Here is a 16,761-nt window from a genome sequence, read left to right as displayed (position 1 = left end):
AATATCAAGTAGTCATTTTATTTTATTTATAAGTTTCATTGCTTTTTCGCAGGAACATTGTAATTATTTGGTTACATTAAATTCAGAAAATCTAAAAGATACAGGAAAGTTTAAATTATTTATAAAAAGTACCGACGACAAATCTTTCAGGATTAGAAAAGAAGTTAACTTTTGTAATATGAGATTAAATGAATTTGAATTATATGATGAAAAAACAAAATCTTTCGATAAAATACATTTAGGAACAAAAGATATAGATTGTTTTACTTACAATGATAAGTATAAAAAGCTGAAACCGAATGAAACTTATACTTATAATGTTGATATCAAATCTGATTTTGAAGTTTTAAGAAATAGTAAATTTTTTGAAACTTATAATGATAGAAAATATAGATTCAAAATAAGTTTTAACCTTGATTCTTACGACCGTTGTGGAGAATCTAATACATTAATTACTGATTGGATTTATAAAAATTAAAAAAATAAAATGAAAATTACTGACCATATAAAAAACGCCAATGGCAAAACGCTCTTTTCTTTTGAAATTGTTCCGCCACAAAAAGGTGTTGGAATTGCGGATTTATATAAGAACATCGACCCGTTGATGGAATTTAAACCACCATTCATAGACGTAACAACTTCCCGAGAAGAATATATTTTCCTGGAAAGAGGAAACGGTTTGATGGAGCGAAAAATCACAAGAATGCGCCCCGGAACTCTGGGAATTTGCTCGGCAATTCAGAATAAATATAATGTTGATACCGTTCCGCACGTTCTTTGTGGCGGATTCACCAAAGAAGAAACCGAATATCTTTTGGTGGATTGTATGTATTTGGGAATCAATAATATTGTTGCGTTGCGAGGTGATGCAATGAAAGGCGAAAAATATTTTGAACCTTCTGTTGGCGGACACAAATATGCTTCGGATTTGGTAAAGCAGATTCACGATTTGGGAATCGGAGAATATCTGCACGGTAAGATAGAGTCGGACATTGACAACAGTTTTTGCATTGGCGTTGCAGGGTATCCCGAGAAACATATCGAAGCACCTTCTATGAATTATGACCTCCAGATGTTAAAGAAAAAAGTAGAAGCTGGCGCAGATTATATCGTGACCCAAATGTTTTTCGACAATCAAAAGTTCTTTGATTTCGTGAAACAAGCCAGAGAAATTGGGATTGATGTTCCGATTATTCCGGGAATCAAACCGATTGCAACCAAAACCCATTTGCAAATGTTGCCACAGGTTTTCAAAATCGATTTACCAGAAGCATTAATCAATGAAGTTTTGAAATGCAAAACTAACAATGATGTCCGTGAAGTGGGAATCGAATGGGCAATTAACCAAAGTAAAGAACTTTTGGATTTTGGAATTCCGGTTCTGCATTTTTATTCAATGGGGAAAAGTGATAATATTCTCAAGATAGGAAGAGAAGTTTTTTAAGACAAAAAGAGGTGTGATTTGCATCTCTTTTTTTAATTTTACGATTCAAGTATTTTTATGAAATTATCAGGGCCTTTCAAACAAATCATCACGCTTAACCATCTTCCATTAAAAGGAAAATTACAAGATGAATCTTTAGAAATCCTTTCCAATGGCGGAATTTTAACTGAAAACGGAAAAATTTTAGAAGTCAACGATTTCAATTTTCTGAAACAAAAATTTCCAGATTCAGAAATTGATTTGATGGAAGGCGAGCAAATTGCAATTCCCGCTTTTGTGGATGCGCATACGCATATTTGTTTTGGAGGAAATCGGGCTAATGATTTTGCAATGCGCAATGCAGGCAAAACTTATCTCGAAATTGCAGAATCTGGCGGTGGCATATGGAGTTCCGTTCAGCATACAAGACAAGCATCTGAGGACGATTTGGTTAATGGAATTCTTGAACGCGTCAATGTTTTATTAAATCAGGGCATTACAACCATCGAGATAAAAAGTGGTTACGGATTGAATGTTGATGAAGAACTCAAAATGTTGAGAGCTATAAAAAAAGCTCAAGGTTTAACAAAAGCTACCTTAGTTCCAACTTGCTTATCAGCTCATCTCAAGCCAAGAGATTTTGAAGGAACTTCAGAAGAATATCTGAATTATATTTTGAATGAAATTCTACCAAAAGTAAAAGAAGCAAACCTTGCCAATAGAGTCGATATTTTTATAGAGAAATCAGCGTTTCAATTAGAAGAGAGCAAGAATTTTCTTGTAAAAGCTAAAGAATTAGGTTTTCAAATCACCGTTCACGCAGACCAATTTACGGCAGGAAGTTCAAGAATTGCCGTTGAAGTGGGCGCAAAATCTGCTGACCATTTGGAAGCGACTATTGATGAAGATATTGAATTTTTAGCGAATTCAAATACTGTTGCCATTGCTTTGCCTGGTGCAAGTTTAGGTTTGGGCGAACCGTTTTCTCCAGCGAGAAAAATTCTTGATAAAGGTGGAATCTTGGCAATTGCAACCGACTGGAATCCGGGTTCCGCTCCAATGGGAAATCTCGTTACTCAAGCTTCGATTTTAGCAACATATCAGAAACTGACTACAGCTGAGGTTTTAGCAGCAATAACTTTTCGGGCTGCCTATGCTTTGGATTTAGATGACAGAGGTGTTTTGGCTGAAGGGAAAAAAGCAGATTTTTTGACTTATGAAACTGATAATTTTCAAAATATTCTTTATCATCAAGGAAGTTTGAAGCCGAAAAATATTTATATCAACGGAGAGAAAATCTAAATTATGTTTGAATGGACAGGCCGTTTTGATGGCGAAGAAGAATCATATCACAGGATTTTTCAAAGAGTAAAAGCAGAATCAGATTATGAAACTATTAATCCTAATGATTTCGTTTTACACGGTTTTGCTGTAGATGAAGGTGTGAAGCGTAACAAAGGTAGAGTAGGAGCAGAGGAAGCGCCAAATATTATCAGAAAAAATATGTCCAATTTTCCTGTTATTAATTCCGGATTTTCTCTGAGAGATTTCGGAAATATCAAATGTGAAAATAATGACCTTGAAGCAACTCAAAATTCGTTGGCTGAAAAAGTTTCGAAAGTATTATCAAAACAAGGGAAATCTGTTGTTTTAGGTGGCGGACACGAGGTAACTTTCGCCCATTATTCTGGAATCAAAAAAGCTTTTCCAAATCAAAAAGTCGGCATTATAAATTTCGATGCACATTTTGATAACCGTGAACCAGAAATCGGATTAGCAAGTTCTGGAACAGGTTTTTGGCAAATTGCTCAGGCAGGCGAGATTCATTCTTTACATATAGGGATTCAGAAAAATAGTAATACTAGGAAATTGTTTGAGAGTGCAGATAATTTCGGAATGAAATATATTTTAGCTGACGAAATTTACTCTGAAAATATTCCGAATATAATGTTCACAATCAACTCGTTTTTAGAAGATGCGGATGTACTTTACATTACGATTTGTATGGATGTTTTTAATGCGTCCATTGCACCAGGCGTCAGCGCATCTGCTTATAACGGGATTTTTGCTGACCGTCAATTTATGCAGATTTACCGTCAAATTTTATCATCAGAAAAAACCAAAGCATTGGATGTGGCAGAAGTGAATCCCAATTTTGATATACAGGAAAGAACCGCAAGATTAGCCGCAAGTCTTGTGAACGAATGGTTTATGATTTAGATTATGAAGAGAGGCAGTATTATTTTTGACTTAGACGGAACACTTTGGAACGCTTCGGAAACTGTTGTTAGAGCTTTTAACGACAGCATTAAAGGGATTGGATTTGATATCAATCTTACTTCTCAGACTGTTAGAGATTTTTCTGGGATGAAAATGGACGATATTTTTACACAGTATTTCAGTTTTGTTCCCAAAGGAAAACTAAAAGAATTCGAAACAATTTATGCTGAAAAAGAAAGTCAATATCTTCAACAGTTTGGAGGCGAATTATTTCCAAAAGTCAAAGAAACACTAGAAAAATTAGCGGAAAATTATCGACTTTTTATTGTCAGTAATTGTATGAAAGGTTATATCGAGAACTTCATCGGTTTTTTTGGTTTTGAAGATTTGTTTCAAGATTTCGAATGTTTCGGTAACTATGGTTTGCCAAAAGATAAGAACATCCGGTTGATTGTGGAACGAAATAATCTGCAAAATCCAGTTTACGTTGGCGATACTATTTGGGACAAAGAATCTTCTGAGAAAGCTGGCGTTGACTTTATTTACGCAGCTTATGGTTTTGGAAAAATAGAAAATCCAAAAGTTCAGATTCAAAACTTCGAAGATTTAATTACATTAGAATTTTAAAAATAAAAAAGCCTTATCAAATTTTGACAAGACTTTAATAATTATAAATCTTTGAGGATTATTTAAATTCAATCGGGAATTTAACCTGAGAATTATCCCAACCAGCGTATAAATCTGCGCCAGCTTTTGTCTGTACAAACGTTACAGAAAAATATTCGATTGGAGAAGCTGCTTTCTCAACAGGCACATTAAATCTCACAACATCTTTACTTTTATCATAGAAATACGCACCCCATTTATCAGTGTCAGAATTTAAAATAATCGTCCATTCTTTTTCAAAAGGAATTGCAAAAACACTGTAAGTTCCGGCAGGAATTTCTTTTCCACCTATTTTTACAGGCGTGTAAAATTTGATTTCAGAATTTTCATTCGCTCCGAATCTCCAGATTTCTCCATATTTAATAAGGTTTCCAAAAATTACTCTGTTTTTTTTCTGCGGACGAGAGTATTCTAACTTCACTTTCGGAGTTTCCGTTTTAGATGAAGTCACTTGAAGAGGGTAATAAACTGCATCCATTGGACTTACGTCAACTGACATATAATTCAGTTTTGTTGGGTCAATTTTCGCTTGAGAAAATGCGCTAATTCCTACTAATAAAGAAGCGGCGATGATTAGTTTTTTCATTTTATATTTTAATTTTTAATAACTTTTCTATGGCTTTTTCCAATGTTTCCTGTTCTTTAGCAAAACAAAAACGAATCACTTTTTCATCGGTTTTATCTTTGTAAAATGCAGAAAATGGGATAGTTGCAACTTTGTGTTCTTTGGTTAGCCAGTAACAAAAATCCTTGTCTTGCTTATCAGAAATTGCGCCAAAACTGGCAGACAAAAAATAAGTTCCTTCACAATCTAATAATTGAAAAGGTGTTTCTTTTAACGCATTTTTAAGATAATCTCTTTTTCTTTGAAAAAATGTTGAGATTGTTTGGAAGTCATCCACATTCTGCAAATATTTAGAAATGGCAAATTGTGCTGGCGTGTTCACACAAAACACATTGAACTGATGAACTTTCCTAAACTCATTCATCAGATCCGAAGGTGCGCATACATAACCGATTTTCCAACCCGTGATGTGCAACAATTTTCCAAAAGAACCAACAACAAAAGTTCTCTCTTTCAGTTCAGGATATTTGGCTAATGTCAGATGAGGTTTTTCATCGAAAGTGATGCTTTCATAAACTTCATCGCTCAGAATAATGATGTCTGTATTTTTTACAATAGAAATCAGTTCATCAATGTCTTTTTGTTTTAGGATTTTTCCTGAAGGATTATTCGGATTGTTGATGATGATCATCTTGGTTTTTTCGGAAACCAGATTTTTGACTTCATTCCAATTAATTTCATAATTAGGATAAAGCATTTTGACGTTTTTTACGATTCCGCCATTCAAAATAATTGAAGGTTCGTAACAATCATAAGCAGGTTCGAAAATAATCACTTCATCTCCTTTTTCTACGAAAGCAGAAATGATTGTAAAAATTCCTTGAGTTGCTCCAGCGGTAACATTAATTTCAGAATCGGGCTGATAATCAACTTGATATTGAAGATTAAATTTCCTTGAAATTTCTTCTCTTAATTCTTTGATTCCAAACAAAGGTGCATATTGATTCTGTCCTTGTTTTGCAAAATCTCCGAGATATTTGATTAAATTTTCATCAGGTTGATAATCGGGAAATCCTTGAGAAAGATTGACTGCATTTTCCTGCTGAGCCAACAAACTCATCTCTGTGAAAATCGTCGTTTTCACATCAGGAAGTTTGGAGTTTGGTAATTTGAATGCCATTCTGATTGTAAAAATAGGTAATATTTGTTTTAAACCTGCAAGGAATTTTATCGCAAAGGCACAAATGTTTTCTTTAAATCTAAGAGCCTGTTTAAAAATAATTAAAACCACATAGGCACATAGAAAACCTCAAGATTAATTGCAAAAAAGAAAAAATAGAAGTACAATATTTACTGTTTTTTTTCTTTTATTTTTACAAAAACTATGTGTCCATGTGGTTATAAAATTATTTCTGATATAAATTTAAACAAGCTCTAATATTATAAGTCGCAACCTTTAATAGTTCTTTTTATTATATTTTTTTTGATTTGCGACTTATAAAAGTTTCATTGATGACAATTTTGCGTCTTTGCGATAAAATATAATGCTGGAAGAATTTCGCATTTCGTAAATTTGTAAAAATTAACTTTTTGAAACGTCTTATCTCCATCGTCGGAACTACAGGAATTGGGAAAACCCGATTGGCAATCGATTTGGCTAATCATCTCGACACAGAAATTATTTCCTGTGACTCTCGGCAGTTTTACAAAGAAATGAAAATTGGAACTGCAATGCCGACTGACGAAGAATTAGCCGAAGCAAAACATCATTTTGTTGGTAATCTTAGCGTTAACGATTATTATTCAATAGGACTTTTTGAAGAGGAAGCTCTGCAGAAACTTGACGAAATTTTCGCCAAAAAAGATGTTGCAATAATGGTTGGCGGAAGCGGGATGTATGAGAAAGCCGTTGTAGAAGGGATGAATGATTTGCCAGTAGCTGGTGAAGAAAATCAACAAAAACTGATTTCGATTTTTGAAAATGAAGGTGTCGAAGTTTTGCAAAAAATGTTGGAGGAATTAGATCCAGATTATTTTTCGGTCGTAGATAAAGATAATCCGAGAAGATTATTTCGAGCCATTGACATCATTTGGCAAACCAATAAAACTTACACCGAAAATCTTAGTACACCAAAAGCAAAGCGTGATTTTGAAACCTTTAGAATTGGGATTGATGCACCAAGAGAAGTAATTTATGAAAGAATCAATCTTCGTGTTGATAAAATGATGGAAAATGGGTTGCTGGAAGAGGCTAGAGGTTTAATTGCTGACCGAGATAAAGTTGCTTTGCAAACCGTTGGTTACTCGGAGTTATTCCGATATTTTGATGGAGAATGGGATTTGGATTTTGCAATAGAGGAAATCAAAAAAAATTCCCGACGTTATGCAAAACGCCAAACAACGTGGAATAGAAAATTGCAAAACGTAAATTGGGTCAACTATGATAATTCTCTCCAAGAAGCATTATCTTTGCTGAGTAAATTAAGGGATTCGGAGATTTTGTAATTTCTTAATCTCAAAATATTTTAATCTTTTAATCAAAACTTATGTCAAACACACCGTCAAATATGCTGGCTTTAGGAACAAAAGCTCCGGATTTTAAACTTCCTAATCCGTCAAAAAATAACGAACTACAAAGCCTTGAATCTTTGAAAGGAAAGAAAGGAACTTTGGTTGTTTTTATGTGTAACCATTGTCCGTTTGTTCTTCACATCATAGATAAATTAGAAGAATTGTACGAAGATTATAAATCTCAAGGAATAGAATTTATTGCGATTAATTCTAATGATGTAGATAGATATCCAGCAGACTCTCCAGAGATGATGGTAGATTTTGTAGATGAAAGAAATATTCAATTTCCTTATTTATACGATGAATCTCAAGATGTAGCAAAAGCTTATGAAGCAGCTTGTACACCGGATTTTTACTTCTTCGATGAAAATCTGAGTTTGATTTATCGTGGTCAAATGGATGATTCTCGTCCGGGAAATCAAAAAGAAATTACAGGCGAGGATTTAATAATCGCTTTCGAAAATCTTTTAGCAGGAGCCGAGCAGGAAGATTTCCAGAAGCCAAGTTTAGGTTGCAATATCAAATGGAAATAAAAACAAAACTCCGGAAAGTAATTTCCGGAGTTTCTTTTAATCAAAAAACATTGTCAAAAGACAACTAATTTTTTGTAATATAATTTTTCAAAAATCGTTTCTGAGATTCAAAAGCGATTTTGTCCAAATCAAGCTCCGAAGCTTTAATCCAAATCGTTTCAGAGATTTCAGATTCTTCTAACTGGATTTCAAATTTTTCCTCCACCTCATATAGATAGAATAAATCCAAAGTATTGTAATCAATATTTTTATAAGGATAAATATTCGGTTGGCTTCCAAGATATTTGAATTCTTTCGGATTGATTTTCAAACCTAATTCTTCATTCAATTCTCTGGAGCAAGTTTCTTCAGAGGTTTCTTTTGGATCTGTAAAACCGCCAGATAAATCCCATTTTCCTTTTCCAGGTTCTTGATTCCGAACTGTGAAAAATAATTCATCCTGATGTTTTATAATTACCGCAACAGCTGCAGCAGTATTATGATATAAAACAAAATCACAGTTGCTACAACTAAATCTGGTAATATTATTCCATTGCAAGCTTTCCTGGCCACACTTTGGGCAGTATTTCAAATTTTCCATTGTATAAATTTACGAAAAACTATGAAGTGATATTTCTGTTTCTTGGATGAAAATTTAAAATAACATCTCTGAGTTCTTCCGTTTTCAAATGTGTATATACTTGGGTGGTGGTAATGCTACTGTGGCCAAGCATTTCCTGAATAAATCTTAGGTCTGCGCCGTTTTGCAGTAAATGGGTCGCAAAAGAATGCCTGAACGTGTGAGGAGATATGCTCTTGCTAATTCCCGCTTTCTGAGTCAGTTCTTTAATGATGATGAAAACAATAACACGGGACATATTCGTGCCTCGGCTGTTTATAAATAATGTGTCTTCGTATTTTTTGTTGATTTTAGTTTTATTTCTTACAGTGTGAATATAACTCCTGATAAACTCCGCTGTTGTATTTGCTAAAGGAACTAATCTTGTTTTTTCTCCTTTTCCCTCTACCATTATGTAGCTTTCCTTGAAGTTGATATTGGAGATTTTCAAATCTATCAGTTCAGATACACGCAGTCCACAGCCGTAAAGAACTTCTAGGATGCATTTGTTTCTTTTTCCTATATCGGTACTATTATCTATACAAGTAATGATTCTGTTGATATCTTCTTCACTTAGAGTGTCGGGCAGGTAAAGACCAAGTTTAGGACCTTCTAGAAGTGTGGCAGGATTATCTGTTCTGTAATCATCTTCCAAAAGGAATTTGAAAAACGCTTTTATTGATGAAATTGCTCTGGCTTGGGATCTTTCGCTGATTTTATTTTTAGAAAGCTGGTAGATATATTCCTGAAGATTTTCGTAAGTAATGTTTTGAGGTGACAAGTTATCTAGTTCTGATATAGTAAAGCTCTCAAGCTTTCTAACATCTCTCATGTAAGCATCTAGTGTGTTTCCAGAGAAGTTTTTCTCAAATTTGAGAAAATTTGAGAAGTCCTCAATTTTTTCGGACCAGTTCATATTTGTGTTTTTTTAATTTGGTTATAGTTATATTTTAAATTTTCATGTCTTGTATAATTCTTGTTCTTTAATATTTAAAAGCTCAATTCCTGCGTTCTTTAGAAATTCTAATCCGCTGTCATCAGAATAGCCGGTCATATAGACCACTTTTTCGATTCCCGATTGTAATACCAATTTACTGCATTCTTTACAAGGTGACATTGTGATGTATAATGTGGCGCCTTTGCAGGATTGTGTGCTACTTGCTATTTTCAATATGGCGTTGGCTTCTGCATGAAGAACAAACCAGTTGGTTTTTCCATCATCATCTTCACAGTTATTCTCGTAGCCAGAAGGTGTTCCGTTGTATCCATCAGAAATAATCATTCTGTCTTTCACAATAAGAGCTCCTACTTTTTTTCTTTTGCAATAAGAAAGATTTGCCCATTCGGTAGCCATTTTCAGATAAGCAATATCGAACTTGTTATATTTCATGTCGCAAATTTAGCTGAAAACCGGTTTTCTTTTATCTAAAAAAGCAGCAACACCTTCTTTAAAATCTTCTTTTGAAAATAATTCACCAAAAGATTCAATTTCGTATTCCATTCCTTTTTCAGTGTCACTCATATTTACGGCATGAATTGCTTTTGCAATCCCTTGGGGAGAGTTTTTCACAATGTTTTTTGCAAGTTCCTGCGTTTTGGATATCAGTTCCTCGGAAGAAAACACTTCATTTACCAATCCGATGGATTTTGCCTTTTCTGCAGTGATCATTTTTGCCGAGAAAATTATTTCATTTGCAATACCTTTTCCAACAAGCTTTGGCAGTCTTTGTGTTCCACCATAGCCAGGTATCAGACCCAAGGTAACCTCCGGTAATCCCAATTTTGCATTCTCAGAAGCATATCTGATATGGCAAGCCATTGCAAGCTCTAATCCTCCACCTAGTGCAAAGCCATTAATTGCTGCAATTACCGGTTTATTCATGTTTTCGATTTTCTGAAAAACAGTGTGGCCTCTTTTCGACAATTCTTTTGCTTTTTCTGAGCTGTAGGTAGAAAATTCTTTGATATCCGCACCTGCTACAAAAGCTTTTTCTCCACTCCCTGTAATGATGATGCAATTAACGGATTTTTCATCCTTAAGAAAATCAAATGCACTATCCAGATCTGTAAAAACTTGTGCGTTTAGAGCGTTAAGGCTTTCTGGTCTGTTAATGGTAAGAACTGCAATCTTGTTGTCTATGGTTAAGTTTATGCTTTCGTAATTCATTATATAAATTGGATTATATTTGATAATTATAAACGAATGGGAAAACTAATATAGAAATTTATATAAAATAAACAAAATATTAGCAATAAATTTTATTATACTCTTTTTAAATAATTTTTTTTCGACATATGCGAATTATAGACGTTAAAGCTGTTATATACAGTGTTTTGTTAGTATTTACAATGTTTTTTATCATTTTTTCCTGTAGTAGCAGAACTAGTGGCGGCGTTTACAGGCAGACCAATGTTTCGTTTTATGCGGATCGATTCCAAGGGAAACCAACGGCAAGTGGAGACATTTACAGGCATTCTTCTATGACTGCATCTCACGGTTCGCTTGCTTTCGGAACCAAGGTGGAGATTGTTAATATAGAAAATGAAAAATCGGTAACTGTAACAGTTAATGACAGAGGTCCGTTGAAGTCATCAAGAGCGTTTGATCTCAGTCAGGGTGCTTTCAAAAAAATTGCAAGGCTGGATCAGGGCGTTGTTAAAGTAAAATATCGAATTCTTAAATAATATGGAATTTCTTTATATGTGATAAATGTTAAGAAATGATTCATCACATAATATTTTAAAAATGTTTAAATTTGCATGGCTTTATAAAAGCGACAAAATAAAAATCTTAAATAAATAACATCAAGACAATGAGTTACATTTCATTTATCGAAGCAAGACAAATTTTAGATTCTAGAGGGAATCCTACAATAGAAGTAGATGTTTTCACGGAAAGTGGAGCCATGGGACGTGCAGCTGTTCCTTCTGGTGCATCTACCGGTGAGCATGAGGCAGTAGAACTGAGAGACGGAGCGCCAGAATTCTTAGGTAAAGGTGTTTTGAAGGCGGTAGAAAATGTGAAAGAAGTTATCGCTCCAGAATTGATTGGATTACCAGTTTTCGAACAAAATCTGATCGATGCTGTAATGATTGATCTTGACGGAACTTCTAACAAGGGAAAATTAGGAGCTAATGCCATCTTAGGCGTTTCTTTGGCGGCTGCAAAAGCTGCTGCTGCTGAATTGAGAATGCCACTTTATAAATATGTTGGTGGTGTAAATGCAAATACACTTCCTGTTCCAATGATGAACGTGATTAATGGTGGATCTCACTCAGATGCGCCAATCGCTTTCCAGGAATTTATGGTGATGCCGGTAAAAGCAGATTCTTTCTCTCATGCTTTGAGAAAAGGAACTGAGATTTTCCACAGCTTAAAATCAATTCTTCACGGTAGAGGTCTTTCTACTGCAGTAGGTGACGAAGGTGGATTTGCGCCAACATTTACAGGAACTGAAGATGCTTTGGATACTTTATTACAAGCTATCGAAAAAGCGGGTTACAAGCCTGGTGATGATGTAATGATTGCTTTGGATTGTGCCGCTTCAGAATTCTACAAAGACGGAGTTTACGATTACAGAAAATTCCAGACGCCGGATGCGCCAGTTTTCTCAAGCAGTGAGCAGGTTTCTTATTTGGCAGAATTGGCAAATAAATATCCAATTATCTCTATCGAAGATGGTATGCAGGAAAACGATTGGGCTGGTTGGAAAGAACTAACAGATAAAATTGGAGACAGAGTTCAATTAGTAGGTGATGACTTGTTTGTAACTAACGTAGAGAGACTTTCCAGAGGAATTAATGAAGGGATTGCGAATTCGATTCTGGTAAAAGTTAACCAAATTGGTTCCCTTTCTGAAACTATGGCAGCAGTTCAAATGGCGCAGCATAATAGATATACGACAGTAATGTCTCATAGATCCGGAGAAACAGAAGATTCTACAATTGCCGATCTTGCTGTTGCACAAAACTGTGGACAGATCAAAACAGGTTCTGCTTCCAGATCCGACAGAATGGCGAAGTACAACCAATTATTGAGAATTGAAGAAGCTCTTGGAGAAACAGCAGTTTTCCCAGGTTTGGATGCGTTCAAAATCAAAAAATAATTTTAACAAAAATTTATAATAAGGAGCATTCGATCTTTTTCGGATGCTCTTTGTGTTTTTATTTGATTGATTATCAATGTTATAACGTGGTGGTCATAATTTGTGAAAGTTATTTTTCAGTTCAATTAATAGCATTCATACAATCGATTGAGAGATATGACTTTTGTCAGTTGAGTATTTACATTTAAAGTATTATATTTAGCAAATAAATTTTTTAAAAATGTCTGATAATAAAGTTATATTAAATTACGATGGGAAAAACTTCGAATATCCAATCGTAGATAGTACTATCGGTGACAGAGGAATAGATATTTCCAAATTGAGAGATCAAACAGGATTGATTACTTTGGATCTTGGTTACAAAAATACAGGTGCTACAATTAGTGAAATTACTTACCTAGATGGTGATAAAGGGGAATTATTCTACAGAGGTTATCCTATAGAGCAAATCGCTGAAAAATCAAACTTTACAGAAGTAATGTACCTTTTACTTCACGGAGAATTACCATCAACAGAACAGTTCAGTTCTTTTGAAAACAATATCAAAAAATATAATTTTGTTGCAGACGAGCTTAAAAAGCTAATCGATGTTTTCCCTCGCTCTGCACATCCTATGGGCGTTTTGTCTTCTTTAACTTCTGCTCTTACAGCGTTCAATCCCAAAGCGGTTGATGTTAAATCTAAAGAAGAATTAGATCTTGCAGCAGAATTAATGATTGCAAAATTCTCTCATCTTTGTGCCTGGACTTACAGGAAAACCCAAGGTTTACCAATTAACCACGGAGATAACAGTCTTAACTATGTTGAGAATTTCTATAAAATGGCGTTCAGACTGCCGAATGAGGAATTCCAAATGGATCCTGTTGTAGTTGCTGCTTTGGACAAATTATTAATCCTTCATGCAGACCACGAGCAAAACTGTTCTACATCTACAGTGAGAATGGTTGGTTCTGCACATACAGGATTATTCGCTTCTATTTCAGCTGGTGTTTCAGCTCTGTGGGGTCCGCTTCACGGTGGTGCCAATCAGGCGGTAATCGAGATGCTTGAAATGATCGAAAAAGACGGAGGAGATGTTTCTAAATATGTCGCTAAAGCAAAAGATAAAGAAGATAGCTTCAGATTGATGGGCTTCGGTCACCGAGTATATAAAAACTTTGATCCAAGAGCAAAAATTATCAAGAAAGCAGCTGATGATATCTTAGGAAAATTAGGAATTCAAGACAAAGCGCTTGATATCGCTATGCAACTGGAAAGAGTGGCGCTGGAGGATGATTATTTCGTAGAAAGAAAACTATATCCGAATGTGGATTTCTACTCAGGAATCATTTACAGAGCGTTAGGAATCCCAACGGAAATGTTTACTGTAATGTTTGCGTTGGGAAGATTGCCAGGATGGATCTCTCAGTGGAAAGAAATGAGACTAAAAGGCGATCCTATCGGAAGACCAAGACAGGTTTACCAAGGTGCAGAAAAACGTAATTATGTAGATATTGCAAGCCGATAAAAAATATAAAATTTAATCATATAATCCTCGAAATTTATTTTTCGGGGATTTTTTTTTCGGTGTTTTACAGATTATCATAGAAATATCTCTAGCTATGTTATTATCATAGATTTTATTTACTGTAAGCGGCGAGTTTCAATTTATTTTGTTTAATTATATTTGCTTCATTCCTATCTTATGAAACTAAACATCAAAAACGAAACAGGTAGACTAAAATCTGTCGTACTTGGACAGCCAAAATCGAACGGACCTGTCCCTACACTCGCAGAAAGCTACGACGCAAAATCTTATCACACCATAGAAAATAATATTTATCCCAAAGAAGAGGATATTGTTTTCGAGATGACAGAGTTTGAAAAAGTGCTTAAAAAATATGATGTGGAGGTTTTCCGACCAAAAATTATCAAAGATTACAACCAGGTCTTTGCAAGAGATGTTGCTTTTGTGATTGAGGATAAAATGATTATCTCGAACATAATCCCAGACCGTGCAGACGAGCAGGAAGCTTACAGACACATCATAGATAAAGTTTCCTGGAGGAATGTCATAAACCTGCCGGAAACCGCTCATATTGAAGGTGGAGATGTTATGGTCTGGAATGGATTCTTATTCATTGGAACCAGCTACAGCCCAGATTATAGAAACCTGAAAACAGCCAGAACCAATGAGTATGCGATTGAAATCCTGAAAGAATATTTTCCGAAAAAAAGAATCATTGATCTTGATCTGAAAAAAAATGATACAAAGCCATATGAAGGTATTTTACATTTAGACTGCACCTTCAATATTGTAGGCGAAGACAAATGCATCATTTACAAAAATGGATTTGTAGATGAGTTGGATTATCAGTTGCTTTTGGATATTTTTGGCAAGGGAAACTGTTTTGAAGTTAATGATCAAGAAATGTTTGAAATGAACCCAAATATCTTTTCAATCGCACCAGATGTTGTGGTTTCAGACAAAGCATTCACAAGACTCAATCGTCATCTCCGCGACGAGTGGGGAATCACTGTGGAAGAAATTCCTTACCGTGAGATTTCTAAAATGGGAGGTTTGTTGAGATGCTCGACGCTTCCGTTGGTTAGAGAGTAGAAGGGTTTGAGTATTTGAGAGTGTTGGTGTTTGAGTGTTATTTGATATTTTGTATTTTAGTTTAAAATACAACAGATGTCAACAATTAAATTTCATCAAGATTTGAAAGTTTTTCAAAAGTCCTTTGATGTTGCAATGCAAATATTTGAACTCTCAAAAACATTTCCAAAAGAAGAAACATATTCTCTCAAAGACCAAATCAGGCGTTCTTCTCGGTCGGTTTCTGCTAATATTAGTGAGGCTTGGGGAAGACGAAAATATGAAAAGTCATTTGTCGCAAAGCTGACAGATTCTGAAGGAGAAGCAAGAGAAACCCAAACTTGGCTTCAGTTTTCATTAGCTTGCAATTACATAAATGAAGAACAATTTAGTAATTTGAATAATCAATATAATGAAGTAATTGGGATGTTGGTAACTATGATGAATCAATCTAATAAATGGTGTTCATTCTCATCAGAAAAATAACTCTCAAATTCTCTCATTCTAAAACCCTCAAACTTATACAATGCAGACTACAGATACAGTTTTGATGATAGAACCGGTTGCTTTCGGATTCAACGAGCAGACGGCGGTTAATAATTATTTTCAGGTTCAACAGGAAGGGAATGTTCAAGAGGAAGCTCTGAAAGAATTCAACGCTTTTGTGGAAAAACTAAGAGCAAAAGACATTAATGTCATCACCATAAAAGATACATTAGAACCCAAAACGCCAGATTCGATATTTCCCAATAACTGGGTGAGTTTTCACGCGGACGGAAAAGTGGTTCTCTATCCAATGTTTGCAGAAAACAGACGTTTGGAAAGAAGAGATGATATCATCAACCAAATCAAAGGACAATTTGAAGTAACCGAAGTTATCGATTATTCTGGAGCGGAAAAAGACAATCTTTTTCTGGAAGGAACAGGAAGTATGATCTTCGACCACGATAATAAACTTGCTTATGGTTCGGTTTCTTTACGACTAGATGAAGGTGTATTTAGAAAATTTTGCAGTGATTTTGGCTTTCATCCTGTGGTTTTCCATTCTTACCAGACCGCCGGCGAAGAAAGGTTGCCTATTTATCATACCAACGTAATGATGTGTGTTGCAGATCAATTCGTGGTAATTTGTTTGGATTGTATCGATGATGAATCCGAGAAAAACAATGTCATTGAAACCATTAAAAACTCTGGAAAGGAACTCATAGAAATCTCCGAAGACCAAATGCAGAATTTCGCAGGAAATATGCTTCAAGTTCAGAATAAATCAGGAGAAAAATTCTTGGTAATGAGTCAAAGTGCTTACAAATCATTAAACCGAGATCAAGTTTCTGCAATTGAGAAATATTGCGAGATCATTTACTCCGATTTGGAAGTCATAGAAACCAATGGCGGCGGAAGTGCCAGATGTATGCTGGCCGAGATTTTCCTACCGAAGAAGTAAAATAAATTAAACAAGCTAAAAAATCCCGAAGTTATTCTGAGGTCACTGAAAAACCCT

Annotated in this window: 19 protein-coding genes; 13 read left to right on the top strand and 6 right to left on the bottom strand. The window is 34.9% G+C overall.

The window, feature by feature from the left end; translation table 11 throughout:
• The 5 genes from EGH73_RS14090 to EGH73_RS10660 form a co-directional block, all read left to right on the top strand.
• The coding region (locus EGH73_RS14090) for a hypothetical protein (protein WP_221177748.1) at positions 1-478 on the top strand (478 nt) is incomplete at its 5' end.
• Positions 479-487: 9 nt separating this feature from the next.
• A complete protein-coding gene (gene metF / locus EGH73_RS10675; RefSeq protein WP_116033243.1) occupies positions 488-1,444 on the top strand; it encodes a methylenetetrahydrofolate reductase [NAD(P)H] in 957 nt (318 codons plus the stop codon).
• 57 nt (positions 1,445-1,501) lie between these two features.
• Positions 1,502-2,725, top strand: a complete 1,224-nt coding sequence (hutI, locus tag EGH73_RS10670) for an imidazolonepropionase (protein ID WP_123281819.1) — start codon at positions 1,502-1,504, stop codon at positions 2,723-2,725.
• 3 nt (positions 2,726-2,728) lie between these two features.
• Entirely contained in the window at positions 2,729-3,643 is a 915-nt protein-coding gene (hutG, locus tag EGH73_RS10665; RefSeq protein WP_394338740.1) for a formimidoylglutamase, read from the top strand.
• A 3-nt stretch (positions 3,644-3,646) separates the two neighbouring features.
• On the top strand, positions 3,647-4,270 hold the full coding sequence (locus EGH73_RS10660) for an HAD family hydrolase (RefSeq protein ID WP_123281817.1): 624 nt from the start codon (positions 3,647-3,649) through the stop codon (positions 4,268-4,270).
• Positions 4,271-4,328: 58 nt separating this feature from the next.
• On the opposite strand, the gene EGH73_RS10655 is transcribed toward EGH73_RS10660, so the two are convergent.
• Both EGH73_RS10655 and EGH73_RS10650 read right to left on the bottom strand, forming a co-directional pair.
• Entirely contained in the window at positions 4,329-4,895 is a 567-nt protein-coding gene (locus tag EGH73_RS10655) for a DUF2911 domain-containing protein (RefSeq protein ID WP_123281816.1), read from the bottom strand.
• Between the two features lies 1 nt (position 4,896).
• Entirely contained in the window at positions 4,897-6,054 is a 1,158-nt protein-coding gene (locus EGH73_RS10650) for a methionine aminotransferase (RefSeq protein ID WP_123281821.1), read from the bottom strand.
• A gap of 410 nt (positions 6,055-6,464) precedes the next feature.
• Here EGH73_RS10650 and miaA point away from each other — a divergent pair, with 410 nt between their 5' ends.
• Both miaA and EGH73_RS10640 read left to right on the top strand, forming a co-directional pair.
• Positions 6,465-7,379: a tRNA (adenosine(37)-N6)-dimethylallyltransferase MiaA gene (gene miaA, locus EGH73_RS10645; protein WP_123281815.1), complete on the top strand. Its 915-nt coding sequence runs from the start codon at positions 6,465-6,467 to the stop codon at positions 7,377-7,379.
• A gap of 41 nt (positions 7,380-7,420) precedes the next feature.
• Positions 7,421-7,978 (top strand): thioredoxin family protein, encoded by a 558-nt coding sequence (locus EGH73_RS10640; RefSeq protein ID WP_123281814.1) that lies wholly within the window; start codon positions 7,421-7,423, stop codon positions 7,976-7,978.
• Positions 7,979-8,042: 64 nt separating this feature from the next.
• On the opposite strand, the gene EGH73_RS10635 is transcribed toward EGH73_RS10640, so the two are convergent.
• The 4 genes from EGH73_RS10635 to EGH73_RS10620 are packed head-to-tail and all read right to left on the bottom strand — an operon-like array spanning position 8,043 to position 10,743.
• Positions 8,043-8,558 (bottom strand): NUDIX hydrolase, encoded by a 516-nt coding sequence (locus EGH73_RS10635; protein ID WP_123281813.1) that lies wholly within the window; start codon positions 8,556-8,558, stop codon positions 8,043-8,045.
• 19 nt (positions 8,559-8,577) lie between these two features.
• Positions 8,578-9,492, bottom strand: a complete 915-nt coding sequence (gene xerD, locus EGH73_RS10630) for a site-specific tyrosine recombinase XerD (RefSeq protein ID WP_123281812.1) — start codon at positions 9,490-9,492, stop codon at positions 8,578-8,580.
• A 42-nt stretch (positions 9,493-9,534) separates the two neighbouring features.
• On the bottom strand, positions 9,535-9,966 hold the full coding sequence (locus tag EGH73_RS10625; RefSeq protein ID WP_123281811.1) for a deoxycytidylate deaminase: 432 nt from the start codon (positions 9,964-9,966) through the stop codon (positions 9,535-9,537).
• 9 nt (positions 9,967-9,975) lie between these two features.
• Complete coding sequence (locus EGH73_RS10620) at positions 9,976-10,743, bottom strand: enoyl-CoA hydratase-related protein (RefSeq protein WP_123281810.1); 768 nt, start codon at positions 10,741-10,743, stop codon at positions 9,976-9,978.
• Between the two features lie 182 nt (positions 10,744-10,925).
• Here EGH73_RS10620 and EGH73_RS10615 point away from each other — a divergent pair, with 182 nt between their 5' ends.
• From EGH73_RS10615 to ctlX, 6 genes are all read left to right on the top strand, one after another.
• Positions 10,926-11,261: a septal ring lytic transglycosylase RlpA family protein gene (locus EGH73_RS10615; protein WP_184808099.1), complete on the top strand. Its 336-nt coding sequence runs from the start codon at positions 10,926-10,928 to the stop codon at positions 11,259-11,261.
• Positions 11,262-11,389: 128 nt separating this feature from the next.
• Entirely contained in the window at positions 11,390-12,682 is a 1,293-nt protein-coding gene (eno, locus tag EGH73_RS10610; RefSeq protein WP_123281808.1) for a phosphopyruvate hydratase, read from the top strand.
• Between the two features lie 220 nt (positions 12,683-12,902).
• On the top strand, positions 12,903-14,189 hold the full coding sequence (locus EGH73_RS10605) for a citrate synthase (protein WP_123281807.1): 1,287 nt from the start codon (positions 12,903-12,905) through the stop codon (positions 14,187-14,189).
• Between the two features lie 177 nt (positions 14,190-14,366).
• Positions 14,367-15,281 (top strand): dimethylarginine dimethylaminohydrolase family protein, encoded by a 915-nt coding sequence (locus EGH73_RS10600; protein ID WP_123281806.1) that lies wholly within the window; start codon positions 14,367-14,369, stop codon positions 15,279-15,281.
• A gap of 75 nt (positions 15,282-15,356) precedes the next feature.
• On the top strand, positions 15,357-15,746 hold the full coding sequence (locus EGH73_RS10595; RefSeq protein ID WP_123281805.1) for a four helix bundle protein: 390 nt from the start codon (positions 15,357-15,359) through the stop codon (positions 15,744-15,746).
• Positions 15,747-15,786: 40 nt separating this feature from the next.
• Positions 15,787-16,704 carry a citrulline utilization hydrolase CtlX gene (gene ctlX, locus EGH73_RS10590; RefSeq protein ID WP_123281804.1) on the top strand — a complete coding sequence of 306 codons (918 nt, stop codon included), beginning with the start codon at positions 15,787-15,789 and terminating at the stop codon, positions 16,702-16,704.
• Positions 16,705-16,761 lie beyond the last annotated feature (57 nt).

Origin of the sequence: Epilithonimonas hominis, assembly GCF_003730015.1 — a bacterium.
GTDB classification, from domain to species: Bacteria; Bacteroidota; Bacteroidia; order Flavobacteriales; family Weeksellaceae; genus Epilithonimonas; species Epilithonimonas hominis.
The sequence above is the reverse complement of the archived record's forward strand: the minus strand, read 5'-3'. Positions and strand labels throughout refer to the sequence as shown.